This is a genomic window from Deltaproteobacteria bacterium, from assembly GCA_009692615.1.
Taxonomy (GTDB): Bacteria; Desulfobacterota; Binatia; order UBA9968; family UBA9968; genus DP-20.
In genome coordinates, this window is the sequence record SHYW01000021.1 from 1 (window position 1) to 14,120 (window position 14,120).

Here is a 14,120-nt window from a genome sequence, read left to right on the forward strand (position 1 = left end):
GACGCACACACTTGGCCTATATCGAACCAACTCCAACAAGGTGGGGTTCCGCTATGGCCAGGTTTCTAACTTACGACCTCAACCCAACGCACTACCCTGACATAATCGCGTTGCTGTTAACATGACATATTGACGTTGCCACGACAGGACTTCGACAACCTTTCCTGCCGGATCGCCTAGATCTAATCTTTGAAGCGGCCGATCCATACCGCGAAGGCTTCGAGGAATTTCTTCACATGCTGGCGGGTATTCTCGTCCGTGAGTTTACAGTCGCCGTCAAACAGCGGCGCGGCCGAAGGAATCTTGATCTCCGGCTGCGACATGACATGGGTTTCGGTGAAAACGAACGTCTGACGCAACGCATGCTGACAACGAATCGTCCCTCCTAATCCGGGAGAACAACCCATCAGCGCCGCGGCTTTGCGGTTGAGCACGCACTTGCCGCTCGGCCGCGACGCCCAGTCGATGGCGTTTTTTAACACGCCGGGCACGCCGTAGTTATATTCCGGCGTGACGATCAACAGCGCGTCGGCGCCGCCGATAAATTTTTTCATATCCGCCACCGGCTCGGGATCGCCCTGGGCGAAGACATCGTCATTGTACGGCGGAATATCGCCGAGCCGCGTGTAGATTTGAATTTCCATCCCCGCCGGCGCCAACTCCGCCGCCGCGCGCAACAATCCTTTGTTAATCGAAGCCCCACGTAAACTGCCGCAAATCCCAGCCACTCGAATTGCCATCGAACCTCCAAGAAATAATTTATTGAGAAATTCTGCCAATCGCAGCACGGGCCGGTCGCGACCGGCCCCTACCCGATCTTTGTATTACTATCTATTAGCTATTGGAATTTGCTTCGCCTGAGCAAATTTTTTGCTCAGCGATCGCCACCCCACCACCCCAGGGCGTATGCCATACGCGCCTACATCCGGATTTCCTCTTGGATTTTATTTGGCGCCCTTTGCGTTCTTTGCGGATAATACTCCGAATCCGAATCTTCAATGCAGATAGCCGCTGCCGCCGCCTTCCGCTTCGGCCATCGCCAAGTTGTAGCGCACGGCGTCGAGATGCGGGTGGATTTCCAAGGCGCGGCGAAAGTAGATCGCCGCTTCGCGGAATTGGCTCGCCGCCATATGGCAAAGCCCTTGGCCCGAGGCGGCGCCGAAGTGATTGGGATTGCGCGCCAAAGCCTCCTGGCAATCGGTGATCGAACCTCTGAAGTTTTTTAGCATGAAGCGAACCGTGGCTCGCTTGTTCCAACCTTCGGCAAACGCCGGCAGCAGCTCGATCACCCGGCGAAAATATTCTTCCGCCTCTTCGAGCCGGCGACCCTGCATGGCATCGACGCCGGCGCGAAACAGCCGATCCGCTTCAGAGTCTCCCGACCGGCACCAAATACCCCACAGCAGCGCCTCCGCCGTCGCGGCCAACTCCGGATCGTCGCCGCGCAAAGCCACGAGCGCCTCTTGTTCGTTGGTTGGGTACATAAAATAAAGGTGCCAGTGGTCAGTTGTCAGTTCCCAAAAATATCCGGCGCCGAAAACTAAACACTAAAAACTCAGCACTAAAAACTATTCAAACCCATCCACTCCGCCGCCTTCGCCGCCGCGGCGCTCAACACTTCATCGTCCGTCCGCTTGGCGCTCTTGAGCATGTGAAAGGAATGATCGCCGCCTTCGATGATGAACAGGTCGACCGCCTTGCCGAGTTTTTTTAACAGCGGCTTGAGCAATTTCAAATCCGCCAGCCCGTCACGCGAACCCTGCAAGAATAGCATCGGCAATTTAATCTCGGCGAGATGCGCGCCGCGCTCGGCGCCGGGCTTACCCATGGCATGAAGCGGAAAGCCGAAATAAATCAAACCGCGCACGCCGTCCAGCGGTTCCTTGGCCGCCGCCAAAGATGTCATGCGTCCGCCCATGGATTTGCCGCCAGCGAATAGCGGCAAGTTACCGGCGAGTTTTTTCGCCGTCGTCACCGCCGCGCGCACGGTATCGGTCAACACCGACTCGGCATCGGGCCGCTTGATGCGCTTTTCCATATAGGGAAACTGATAGCGCAGCGTCGCGATCCCCAACTCGGCCAACTTGACGGCGCTTTCTTGCATGAACTTATGGCGCATGCCGGCGCCCGCGCCGTGGGCGAGCACGAGCAGCGCCTTGGCGCCCGCCGGCATCAACAACAATCCCGACACCATGCCCGACGTAGCGTTGGGGATCAATTGAATGTCTCTCAATGTCGGAGAACTCATGACCTGTTCGTCTAGCAGTTAGAAGCGAAAAACGCCAACCTGTTTGCGTCGTTCGTTCCACGCCGAGAGTAAATACCAAACCGCCATCAAGCCCGCCACACCCCAAAGCGCCGCCGTCCAGCCAAGGACATTGGGCAAAAAGACGCCATCGCCCAACTGACGCAGCCAATCGGTACGCAGTAGAATCATCCGCGTCGTCGACGCGCCCAAAGCGAAAAAGGACAGCGCGATCCAGAGTTTCACATGGCCTTCGCCGCACCGCCAGATCGTCCCCGCGCCGCAGCCCTCGGCGAGCAGCATGCCGAAACCGAAAATCGTCCCGCCGAAAAAACTGCCGAGCCAAAACGACGGGAAAACCCATTCGCTGGCATCTTTCAAATCGCCGGCCTTGAGAATCGCGAAGCCAATCATGCTAAGTGTCAACGCCAACGCAGCCGCGCGCGTGTGTTCGCTCTGACCGCTCAAATACGGCTCGCGAAAAGCGTTGACCAGACAAAAACGCGAGCGCTGAAATACGATGCCGAAGGCCACACCGAAATATAAAAACAATGCCAACCGACCATGGCCCAAAAACTGATAGAAACTTCCGGCCACGATCACGCCCACGATCACGAACACGCCCAAGCGCGGCTGAAGTTTGAACGCCGAGGAAGCGGCCAGCGCCGGCGGCGGCGCTTCGCAGGGCGAGATAAAACTAACCTGGCCTTTTTCGATCTGCCGCACTCTTTGCCAGACGATCAATCGCGACGCGGCGAAACTGCCGATCACAAGACCAGCCATCATCGCCAAACCGCTGGCCGACAATGCCGACAGCGCGCTGAAAAATCCGCCGATGTTGCAGCCGAACGAAAGCATGGCGCCGATACCCATCAACAATCCACCGATGGCGCCTTTGGCGATCTCAACCGGCGGCGCACCGCGAATCGCGAACTCCCGGCTGAGCAGCGCGGCAGCGAAACCGCCGAGCAGCAAACCGATATTTAACACCGATCCTGAATACAGCAGCGGCGGCAACAATTCAGGCTGATCGATCGCACCGACAAACTTAAAAAGTGAATCGCCCCAGTTGCGCAGCCCATCCGAAGCCGTCCACGGCCGGTCGAAAGCGAAAAGAAAAACATTGAGCACGGCGATCACCAAAGCGGAAGGAATCACCGGCCAGGGCCGCGAGAAAACTTGCGCGAACTGCCAGCGCAGGAATGGCGTGAAGGAAAGCGGCGGTTCAGATTTCATGCGATGGCAACGTGTTTGAAAAGTATGCGTCCAGCAGTTTTAAGCACCCTCTCCCTCTGGGAGAGACTTCAAATTTGGCTGAGAGATCTTGTCGGGGCGACTCTGTCGCGCTACCATGCATCGAAGGCTAGAAACGAACCACTTGAAACGTCCCGCAAACGTCGGACTTTCATCGGGACAATACGCGGCCATTACTCGTTGTCATTGAGCCGTGGGAATCGTATCCGTGGGACATGTTCGTCGATACAACTTCCCACGAGGAATTCACGCCGGTTTCGCTCGTGTGCGCGGCCTTCAAACTCTTCTCCCTACAAATCGTGACCATAGCAATCCGTGCCAGGTTTGCGATTTCGCGCGGGCGCGGATCTTGTTGTACTCGACGTATTATGTTTCTCGTCGGCGAGCCGATGACGGATGAGAACAATCGTTGCGGGTATGATGCAACAACGACACGCGATATTTTTTTGCGCAGCGTTAACCTATTCGTTTTCACTGTCATCACCAGCGAACGAAGCTGGCATAAAGGTAAAACTCTCACAGCTGTCATTCTGAGCGTCAGCGAAGAATCTCGACTTGTATGCCACTTACGAAAATGAAATCTCTCGCGATACTTGGGATGACGGCTCGGCTGCATCAATACCGTATCACCCATTTGAATTGAGCCAACATACAAATTCCTCCCATTGTAGCGACTTCGCGGCGAAGCTTGTATAAGAAAGCTCGGAACTTTTCGTTAGCTTCACGATTTCAATGTCGGCACCTCACACTGAACCTCTCTGGACCCGCGCCTTTGTCTTGCTCTGCGTCGTGCAGTTTCTCGGTTACGCGCAACATTTCGTTTTGCAGCCGACCATTCCGATTTACGTCACTCAACTCGGCGCTTCGCCCTTCGTTGTCGGCCTGGTGATGGCTTCCTTCGCCGCCACCAGCATGTTGCTGCGGCCTTTGGTCGGCTACTGGTCCGACCGCTGGAGCGAAGCGGGCGTGATGATCTCGGGACTGCTGATCCAAGGCGCCAGCGTGCTGCTCTGCTATCTGCCCTTTGTCGGCACGACCATGCTCGCCAATAGCTGCCGTGGCGTCGGTTGGGCGAGCGTCAACTCCGGCGGTTACGCGCTGCTCGCCCAACGGGCGCCGGCGGCGCGCCGTGGCGAAGCCTCGGGTTACTACAGCGGCGCGCAAGGCAGCGCGACAATTATTCTTCCGGCGCTGGCGCTGTGGTTGATCGACGCGCCCTTCGGCGGCTTTCGCGTCGTCTTCGCGGTTTCCATGACCATCGCCGTTTGCGGCGCCGCCCTCGGCCTCATGCTGCGCGAGGGAACGAGCAACGCCGCGCGCCAACAACGCAACCATCACGCCGGACCTTGGTGGCGCAAGATCGTCAGAATTCCCGAGAAAGACATTTTGCTCGCCTCCGGATTACTGTTCGGTTTGCACGTGACATTGCCCGCCGTCGCCGGTTTTCTCGTTCTCTACGCGCGTCAGCTCGGTATCGAACATTTCGGCTGGTACTACGTCGTCAGCGGCGCCACCAGTTTGATCGCCCGTCCGCTACTCGGCTGGGCATCGGACAAGATCGGCCGCGGCGCCGCCATCGCCGTCGGCTTGGGCCTCGAAGCGCTGGCGCTTTGCGTCGTCGTCAACGCCACGACACTGAGCGGCATGCTCGTCTCCGGCGCGCTCTACATGACCGGTTCCGCCATCGGCACCGCCGCGACGTTGGCCCTAGCTCTCGAACACGCCAATCCCGAGCGGCGCGGCCAAGTGATCGCGACTTATTCGATGGCATACCCGCTCAGCGCCGGCGTCGGCTCGCTGCTCACCGGCGCGGCGATTCAGCTCGCCGGCTATTATTGGATGTTTCTCTTCGCCGCCGCGCTAAACATTCCCGGCCTGATCGTCGTCTACAAAAACCGCGCAAGCTTGAAATGATCAAAACATTTATCTCACCACGAAGAGCACGAGAGGAAATCGCTCATAGATTGGTAGGATGCGGTGAATCCGCGAACCGCATCATCGAGCGACGGCAATTTGCCACCAATGATGCGGTTCCCTGCGGTCACCACATCCTAAGACTTCCGTACCTTGGCGTCTTTGCGAGATATATTCCGAGACCGACCGGTGCGCGAAGCGCACCCTACGAAACCCTTCGCGTCCGGAGCCTGTGGTGAGCCCCGCCGAACCATGCCTTCGTGGTGAAAATTTAAATTGCATTTGCGCCCAATGACCACACCTCAATCGCAATCACTCTGGACGCGCTCTTTTATCTTGCTTTGCTGCGCGCAATTTTTGGGCTCGTCGCAGCATGCCCTCTTGCAACCGACTTTTCCGCTCTACATCACATCGTTGGGCGGCACGCCGTTTCAAGTCGGCCTGGTGCTCGCCTGCTTCGCCGTCACCAGCGTGGTGTTTCGTCCGCTGATTGGCGCCTGGGCCGACCGCTGGTCCGAACCGGGCGTGTCGATTTGCGGTTCGTCATTATTATCCGCCGCGGTGTTTTTTTGTTTCATCCCCTTCATCTCGGCGCTGATGTTCGCCAGCGCGCTGCGCGGTCTCGGCTGGGCGGCGATGAGCGCGGCGGGTTATTCGATGTTGGCCTTGAGCGCGCCGCCGGCGCGCCGCGGCGAAGCGTCCGGTTATTACAGCGGCGTCCAGGCGAGCGGCACGATCTTATTGCCGGCGGTGGCGCTCTGGCTGATCGCCCAACCGTTCGGCGGATTCAATGTTGTCTTCGCCGTCGCCATCGCGTTAGCGGCATTCGGCGCCGGCATAAGCACGATGCTGAAGCGCCACATGCCGAAAAAAATCCATCATGCCGAGCCCGCCGACGCGCCGCCCTGGTGGCGCGAGATTCTCAATGTCTTGGACCGCGATATTATCCTCGCCTCGGTGTTGTCATTTTTTTCCCACGTCACCTTTCCCGCGGTGGCGAGTTTTCTCGTGCTCTACGCCCGCGACATCGGCATCGACAACATCGGCTGGTTCTACGCCGCCAGCGGGACGACGAGTATTCTCGCCCGGCCGTTGCTCGGCAAAGTTTCCGATCGCATCGGCCGCGGCCGCGCCCTGCTCGCCTGCTTTATCCTGCAAGCGCTGGCGCTATTTACGCTCGGCTACGCGACGAATTTAATCGCGCTGATAATTTCTGGCATGCTCTACATGGTCGGCTTGGCGATGAGCAGCTCGACCACGCTGGCCATCGCCATGGAACTCGCCAAACCCGAACGGCGCGGCCGCGCCATGGCAACTTTCTCCATTGCGTTACCGCTCAGCAACGGCGTCGGCGCGCTCGTCTGCGGCAGTTTGGTGCAATGGGGCGGTTATTTCGCGATGTACGCGGTTTGCGCCGCGATCGCCGCCGGCGGTTTGTTGATTACGATCGTCAATCGGGCGCGGCTGAAATGATACGAACGGTAAGGACATTTTCACCACGAAGGGCGCGAAGGTTTTCGTAGGGTGCGCTTCGCGCACCGGTCGGTCTCGGAATATCTCTCGCAAAGGCGCAAAGACGCAAAGTTCGGAAATGAAGAAATGAGTTCGTTTGAGGCTTTTTTTCTTTACACGAAACAAACGAAGGGATCGGCGATCATCGTAAGAGCGAAAACTTTTTCGCCCCTACAAACAACCTTCGTGCTCTTCGTGTCCTTGGTGGTAAATAAGCCGATCTGAACGAGCACGAGTCACGAACACGAACAACGATGACCGATTCCGACACGATCTGGACAAAAACATTCCTGTTACTGTGCGCCGCGCAGTTGCTCGGCTATGCGCAGCATTTCATGCTCGCGCCGGTGCTGCCGCTTTACGTCACGCAACTGGGCGGCTCGCCGTTCGTCGTCGGCATCGTGTTGTCATGTTTCGCTATTACAAGCGTGCTCGTTCGGCCGCTGGCCGGCGGTTGGGCCGACCGGCGCAGCGAATCGCTGGTCATGATCGCCGGTTTGCTGTTTCAAGCCGTGAGCGTGTTTCCCTGTTTCATCCCATTGATCCCGGCCGCTGCGCTGGCCAACGGCGCCCGCGGCGTCGGCTGGGCGGGTTTGAATACCGGCGGTTACTCGCTGTTGGCGCGCATCGCTCCTGCGGCCCGGCGCGGCGCGGCGTCGGGGCTTTACAGCGGCGTGCAAAGTTCGGCGCAGATTCTTTTTCCGCCGCTGGCGCTCTGGCTGCTCCACGCTTCCTTCGGCGGTTACGGCGCGGTCTTCATCGTCACAGCGCTGTTCTCCGTCGCCGGCGCGCTCATGGGCTTGCTCTTGGCGCCGGCGGTGGCGCGGCCAATTTCAACGCAAATTGCTGAAGCGGAGATGCCATGGTGGCGAGAAATTTTTCACTTCATCGAGCCGGAAATATTACTGCCGTCGATCTTATTACTCTCGCTCAACATCTCGCTGCCGGCGCTCACCAACTTCATCATTCTTTATGCCAAGGAGTTGGGCATCGCCAATTTCGCGCCCTACTTCGTCTGCATCGGCGCCATCAGCATGTTCGCCCGGCCGCTGCTCGGTCGCTTGTCCGATAAAATCGGCCGCGCCCGCTCGGTTGCCGCCGGTTTCGCTTGCCAAACAATCGCCTTGTTGCTGATCGCCATGATGACGAATTTGATCGGCGTGATTTTCTGCGGCGCGATTTATATGCTCGGCAACGCCATCGGCAGTTCGACGACCTTGGCGTTGGCGGTCGAGCGCGCCGATCCCAAACGGCGCGGCAAACAAATGGCGACCTTCTCCATCGCCTATCCGCTTAGCTACGGCGTCGGCTCGCTGATCACCGGCGGCGCCATCGACATCGCCGGCTACGTCGGCATGTTTCTCCTGCTCGCCGCACTGCAGGGAGCAGGATTGTTTTTTGCCCTTGGACAACGCGCCAAACTGTAAAGAATTGGAGTGATGGAGTACTGGAGTGGTGGAGTGATGGGCGCTCTGAAAACCCAATACTCCATTACTCCAGTACTCCAATTGTTCCCCAGCCCATGAGTTTTTCTCTCCGGCGTGTTACCAATCGGCAATGCGCACGGCACCGCCATCCGATTCCATCTGGACCCGCCCCTTCGCGCTGCTCTGCTTAGCGGAGTTTCTCGGTTACGCCCAGCACTTTGCTTTGCTACCGACACTGCCGCTTTACATCACCCAGCTCGGCGGCTCGCCGTTCATCGTCGGTCTGGTGATCGCCGCCTTCGGCGTCACCAGCGTGATTTCCCGGCCGATCATCGGCTACTGGGTCGACCGCTGGAGCGAAACCGGCGTGATGGTGCTCGGCATGGTCGGCCAAGCGCTGAGCGTGCTGTTTTGCTTCGTGCCGTTTAACGCGGCAATTTTATTTTCCAACGCCCTGCGCGGCATCGCCTGGTCGGGCATGACCGCCGCCGGCTACACGCTCTTGGCCACCGCGGCGCCGCCGGCCAGGCGCGGCGAAGCCAACGGCTATTTCGGCGGCGTGCAATCGAGCGCGACGATTATTTTTCCCGCCATCGCCCTGGCGATCATCGACGCGCCCCTGGGCGGTTATCACGCGGTGTTTTTCTTCGCCATGACGTTAGTGTTGAGCGGCGCCGCGGCGGCTTGGGCGCTGTCCCGTGCCACGCCAGCCCGCCCTCTCAAAGCGCGACTAGACGTGTCGGAACCTTGGTGGCGCGAAATTTTGACCGTCGTCGATCGCCACATTCTCACCGCGGCGTTGCTGATCTTTACGTTGAACTTGTCCCTGCCCTGTTTTTTCAGCTTCGTGGTGCTCTACGCCCGCGAACTCGGCGTCAGCCATTTCGCCTGGTACTACGTCGCCGTCGGTATCACCAGCGCCTTGAGCCGGCCGCTCTTGGGACGCTTCTCGGACAGACTCGGCGCCGGCCGCTCGTTGATCATCGCCTTCGGCCTGGAAACCGCCGGGTTACTGACCATGACGTTCGCCAACAATCTTGTCGGGCTCATAGTGAGCGGCGCGCTTTGGCACATGGGCGCCGCCATCGGCAGCGCCTGCATTGTTGGATTGGCGATGGAGTCCGCGCCAGCCGAACGGCGCGGCCGCGCCATGGCGAGTTTCTCCACCGCCTTCCCGCTCAGCAACGGCACCGGCGCGTTAATCAACGGCATCGTCGTCGAACTCGCCGGCTACCGCTGGATGTTCACCATCGCCGGCATCATCTGCGCCAGCGGCTTTTTGCTAATCTGGAAACATTGGGCGAAGTTGAAGTGAGGAAACCGAGTGACAGTTTTCGGGAATCAAATTTGGGATTCGGATTTTTCTCGCGCCAAGCACGCAAAGGGCGCAAAGGAAGAAAAAAATGAAATTCCGACTTGGCGATCTTGGCGTGCTTGGCGCGAAATCTTCCGATATCCTTTTTTGCGCTCTTTGCGTTCTTTGCGGTTAAATCTCCGAATCCGAATTTTCTACTGCAGCCGCGCGAAGAAACCGCTATCGTCAAATTTTTTGCACAGACTCATATCGGCGATGTCCTCCGGCTTGAGCTCGGCGGCTTTGGGATTGATGCCATGTTGGGCCATCAATTTTAATACCGAAGCGATGCCCGCCAGACTCGGGCAAGGTTTGCGTGGAATTGTCTCGGCGATGGTGCGATAGGCGATCTCCACGCGATCGGGCCGGTCGAGCCGCAGATTGCGCGCGATGCTGTCGACGACGGTTTTTTTGTTCGCCGGATTCTGCACGAACGCCGCGCCCTCGACTACCACCTTGGCGAGATTTTCCACGATCAGCGGATTGGCGCGCATATATTTGCGCGAGGTCACCAAACCCGATGCCTGGTACGGCACGTTCGCTTTACCGAGATCGAACAGCATCGGGAAGCCCTGATCGAGCACCATCTTCTCGACCTCGGGATTGAAAAACGCCGCGTCGATAGCGCCGGCAAACAGCGAGCTCATGCGCTCCGGCGTGCTGCCGGTATTTAACAGCGTGATGCGGTCGCGCCGCGGCACCAAGCCGATTTGATCGAGGCCCACGTAAGTAGCCATCGCCAACGAGCCGGACGGCGTGCCGATGCCGACTTTCTTACCCTTTAAATCCTCCGCGCTCTTGATGCCCGGACGGACGTTCAGAAAATAATTTAATTTGTCTTCCATGCCGAGCAGCATGGTCATATCGCCGCCGGCGGTCACGGCGTTGGTCACGTGGGAAGCACCGAGCAAGCCGAACTGAATATCGCCGGCGAGCATCGACTGCATCGCCCGCCCAGCGATGATGTAAATCAACTGCGGCTCAAGATTGTACTTGCGAAAGATCCCTTGCTCCTTGGCGATCCACAACGGCATGGCGTTGCCACCGATGGCGCCGTAAGCGAAGAGAAACTTGGCCGGCGGTTCCGCGGCGCGGGCAAGCGCGGAAATCATGCAGCAAACATACACCAACGTGAGCCACCGTAGCTTCATACGGATTCCCTCTGAATCCTAAACGGCTTGAACTAAGTTAGATAACCCGTCCGTCCTGAGTAGGCCCAATGGGCCGTACCAAAGGGCTTGAACGAGTTCAGCCTAAGCCTTCTGCCGCCGCCCCTGGCCAAACAAAATCTTCTTGCCTTCTTCAGTCATCCCCGCCGAACCGACATTGATCGTCTTGGCGAGCGCGTAAGCGCGCACCACCGCAGGGCGCTTCTGAATCGTTTCGAACCAGCGCTGCAAATTTGGAAAGTCCTTCAAGTCCTGCCCCTGCCGTTCGTGCAAAACAATCCACGGATAGCAGGCCATGTCGGCGATGGAATAATCTCTGGCGACGAACTCGCGATCTTCCAAGCGCTCGTCGAGCACGCCGTAAAGCCGTTCGGTTTCTTTCGTGTAGCGCTCGATGGCGTAAGTAATTTTCTCAGCCGCGTAACCGCGAAAATGATGATTCTGCCCGAGCATCGGCCCGAGCCCGCCCATTTGCCAGAACAGCCACTGCATCACGTCCGCGCGCCGGCGCACGTCGCTCGGCAAATAGGCGCTTGCTTTCGTCGCGAGATATTCGAGGATCGCGCCGGATTCAAAAATGCTCAGCGGCTCGCCTTCGTCCGCCGGCGCATGATCGACAATCGCCGGAATCCGGTTGTTCGGCGAGATTTTCAAAAACTCCGGCGCGAACTGCTCGCCTTTACCGATGTTGATCGGCTTGATGTTGTAAGGCAGGCCAGTCTCTTCGAGAAAGATCGTCAGCTTGTGACCATTCGGCGTGGTCCAATAATACAAATCGATCATGATGGCTCCCGTGTAACACCGCACCCCCACCTCTTTCCTCCCCCGCTTGCGGGGGAGGATGAAGGAGGGGGTTTCGCCTCAAGCCTCACGCCTTCTTCCGCAGCGCCCCATACACCTTCTCCGCCGACACCGGCGTGTCGAATATCCGCACACCGCAAGCGTCCTGCACGGCGTTGGCGATCGCCGCCGGCGGTGTCACGTTGGCGTGTTCGCCGATGCCTTTGGCTTCGTAGGGGCCGGGGCCGTTTTTGCCTTTGACCAGCACGGTGGTGAATTTGGGAATGTCGAAGATGTTGGGAATTTTGTACTCGCCGAGATTGGTCGTCGTCACCTTACCTTGGTCGTCGAGAAGTTCCTCCATCAAACCCGAACCGATCGCCATGATCGCTTCGCCGTCGATCTGTCCCTGATGGCCGAGCGGATTGATGATCGTGCCGACGTCGTGCGCGCTGACGAATTTCGTCAACTTCACTCGGCCGGTTTCTGGATCGACTTCTACCTCCGCCACCTGCGCGATGAATGAGGTCGACGAACCTTTGCGCGGCACTTCGGTTTCCACGCTGACGGCAATCGGCGCGTTGGTCGAATTGACCACCTCGCTCAAGGTCAACGCCTTGCGCTTGCTGCCCTTGCCGGAAAACTGCCCCGACTTGTAGGCCACTTGATCTTCTGTGCAACCGAGCAAGATCGCCGCCTGGGCGTTGAGTTTTTTGCGCAGCTCAGCCGACGCTTGAAACGCCGCGGCGCTATTGATGTTGGTCGAGCGGCTGCCGCCAAAGCCAACATCGACGCTGTAAGAAACATCCGCGGTATTGCCGATGCGGCAACGGACATTTTCGTAGGGCACCTGCATTTCCGCCGCGACGGTTTGACAGAGGATGGTTTGCAATCCCGTGCCCTGATCGCCGGCGACGGTAAAGACTGTCAAGCTGCCATCGAGTTCCGCTGTTAAGTTAACCCACACTTTACCGGCGCCGGTGCCGCGCTCGTACATCGCCACGCCGCGGCCGACGTTGGGCCGCTTGGGCGATTTCCACGACGCCGCGTCGAGTGCCGCTTTCAAAGTTTCCTTCGCCTTGACGCCGGACCATGATTTGCCCAAACCGTTTTCTTCGCCTTCGCCGACCAGATTGATCATGCGAAATTTCGCCGGGTCCATTTTTAATTCCTTGGCGAGCAAATCCATGTGCGACTCGGAGGCGAACACCGCTTGGATCGCGCCCGGCGCGCGCCAAAAACCGCAAGGCACGGTGTTGGTGTAAACTTGCAGCGCTTCCATGTAAGTGTTGTCGATTTTATACGGCGTCGCGCCGCCGGCGCCGCCAATGCTGGCGCGCCCCGGCTTCATGCCGGCGTAAGCGCCGGTGCCGTGAATCGCTTGCAAGTAGCGCGCGGTCATCCGCCCGGCGCGAGTCACGCCGGTCTTCACTTTGATCACCGTGTAATGATCGGGATTCATCGCCGTCAATTCTTCGCTGTGGGTCAAAACGATTTTCACCGGCCGCTTGGCCCGCTTGGCGAGAAAGTAACAAATCGGCAACTCACCGGCGCCGCTCTTGCCGCCAAAGTCGGCGCCCACATGCACAGCCTGAATGCGAATCTGTTTGGGCGGAATGCCGACCGCTTTGGCGAATTGCCCGCGCGTGCCAAACGGTCCCTTGGTCGAAGCCCAGGCGTTCACCGTGCCGTCGTCGTCGATCTTAACTAAAAACGATTGCGGCTCGAGATAGCCTTGATGATGGATCGGCATGCGAAAAGTATGTTCGAGCACGATGTCCGCGGCGGCGAAGCCTTTCTCGATATCGCCCTTGCCCCAAGTTAATTTATTGACGATATTGCCGCCGGCCGGCGCCATGATATCCGCCGGCGCGCCATCGTAGGCCGGCGCGTTGTCATGAATGACCGGCGCGCCAGGCTGGATCGCTTCGAGAACATCGAATACGCCCGGTAGCTGTTCGTACTCGACATCGATCAAACTCACCGCCTCTTCGGCCGCGTCCTTGTCTTCCGCCGCCACCGCCGCGACCCGATCGCCGACGAAACGAACTTTATCCCAACAAAGAACTGGAATATCCCGAATGCTTTTCCCCTGATAATGATCCGGCTCGTCTTTACCGGTAACGATCGCTTTCACGCCCGGAACTTTCCACGCCTTCGAAACATCGATGCTCTTGATGCGCGCGTGGGGATATGGACTGCGCAAAATTTTCCCCCACAAGGTGGCGGGCAAATGGACATCCGCGCCGTAGATAGCCGAGCCGTTAACTTTCTCCACGCCTTCGACGCGCCCGACGCCGGCGCCGATGATTGAAGTTGATTTTGCCATGTTGAATTCTCCTAAAATGATTTCGAATTTTTGCGGATTATAGCTCTAATGATTCTCGCCAAGCAACCGAGGGGCGTCGAATCGATTGCATATGCCGATACAACCGGCGTGGACATTTCGATTGCTCGATTGGAAC

At 58.4% G+C, this 14,120-nt stretch carries 11 protein-coding genes; 4 read left to right on the top strand and 7 right to left on the bottom strand.

The window, feature by feature from the left end:
* Window positions 1–182: 182 nt before the first annotated feature.
* From EXR70_07100 to EXR70_07115, 4 genes are all read right to left on the bottom strand, one after another.
* Window positions 183–740 (bottom strand): NAD(P)H-dependent oxidoreductase, encoded by a 558-nt coding sequence (locus EXR70_07100; GenBank protein MSP38242.1) that lies wholly within the window; start codon window positions 738–740, stop codon window positions 183–185.
* A gap of 255 nt (window positions 741–995) precedes the next feature.
* Window positions 996–1,484, bottom strand: a complete 489-nt coding sequence (locus EXR70_07105) for a tetratricopeptide repeat protein (protein ID MSP38243.1) — start codon at window positions 1,482–1,484, stop codon at window positions 996–998.
* A gap of 77 nt (window positions 1,485–1,561) precedes the next feature.
* A complete protein-coding gene (locus EXR70_07110) occupies window positions 1,562–2,248 on the bottom strand; it encodes an alpha/beta hydrolase (protein MSP38244.1) in 687 nt (228 codons plus the stop codon).
* Between the two features lie 18 nt (window positions 2,249–2,266).
* Window positions 2,267–3,481, bottom strand: coding sequence for a hypothetical protein (locus EXR70_07115; GenBank protein MSP38245.1), 1,215 nt, complete (start codon window positions 3,479–3,481; stop codon window positions 2,267–2,269).
* A 750-nt stretch (window positions 3,482–4,231) separates the two neighbouring features.
* On the opposite strand from EXR70_07115, the gene EXR70_07120 reads away from it, so the two are divergent.
* The 4 genes from EXR70_07120 (at window position 4,232) to EXR70_07135 (ending at window position 9,667) form a co-directional block, all read left to right on the top strand.
* Entirely contained in the window at window positions 4,232–5,413 is a 1,182-nt protein-coding gene (locus EXR70_07120) for an MFS transporter (protein MSP38246.1), read from the top strand.
* Window positions 5,414–5,704: 291 nt separating this feature from the next.
* Window positions 5,705–6,886 (top strand): MFS transporter, encoded by a 1,182-nt coding sequence (locus tag EXR70_07125; protein MSP38247.1) that lies wholly within the window; start codon window positions 5,705–5,707, stop codon window positions 6,884–6,886.
* Between the two features lie 293 nt (window positions 6,887–7,179).
* A complete protein-coding gene (locus EXR70_07130; protein MSP38248.1) occupies window positions 7,180–8,352 on the top strand; it encodes an MFS transporter in 1,173 nt (390 codons plus the stop codon).
* Window positions 8,353–8,482: 130 nt separating this feature from the next.
* Window positions 8,483–9,667, top strand: a complete 1,185-nt coding sequence (locus tag EXR70_07135; protein ID MSP38249.1) for an MFS transporter — start codon at window positions 8,483–8,485, stop codon at window positions 9,665–9,667.
* Between the two features lie 194 nt (window positions 9,668–9,861).
* Here EXR70_07135 and EXR70_07140 read toward each other — a convergent pair whose 3' ends face one another.
* The 3 genes from EXR70_07140 to EXR70_07150 form a co-directional block, all read right to left on the bottom strand.
* Window positions 9,862–10,857: an ABC transporter substrate-binding protein gene (locus EXR70_07140; GenBank protein ID MSP38250.1), complete on the bottom strand. Its 996-nt coding sequence runs from the start codon at window positions 10,855–10,857 to the stop codon at window positions 9,862–9,864.
* Between the two features lie 102 nt (window positions 10,858–10,959).
* The gene (locus EXR70_07145; GenBank protein ID MSP38251.1) at window positions 10,960–11,658 is read right to left on the bottom strand and encodes a thiol:disulfide oxidoreductase; all 699 of its coding nucleotides are present in this window, start codon (window positions 11,656–11,658) and stop codon (window positions 10,960–10,962) included.
* A gap of 85 nt (window positions 11,659–11,743) precedes the next feature.
* Window positions 11,744–13,984, bottom strand: coding sequence for a xanthine dehydrogenase family protein molybdopterin-binding subunit (locus tag EXR70_07150; GenBank protein MSP38252.1), 2,241 nt, complete (start codon window positions 13,982–13,984; stop codon window positions 11,744–11,746).
* Window positions 13,985–14,120 lie beyond the last annotated feature (136 nt).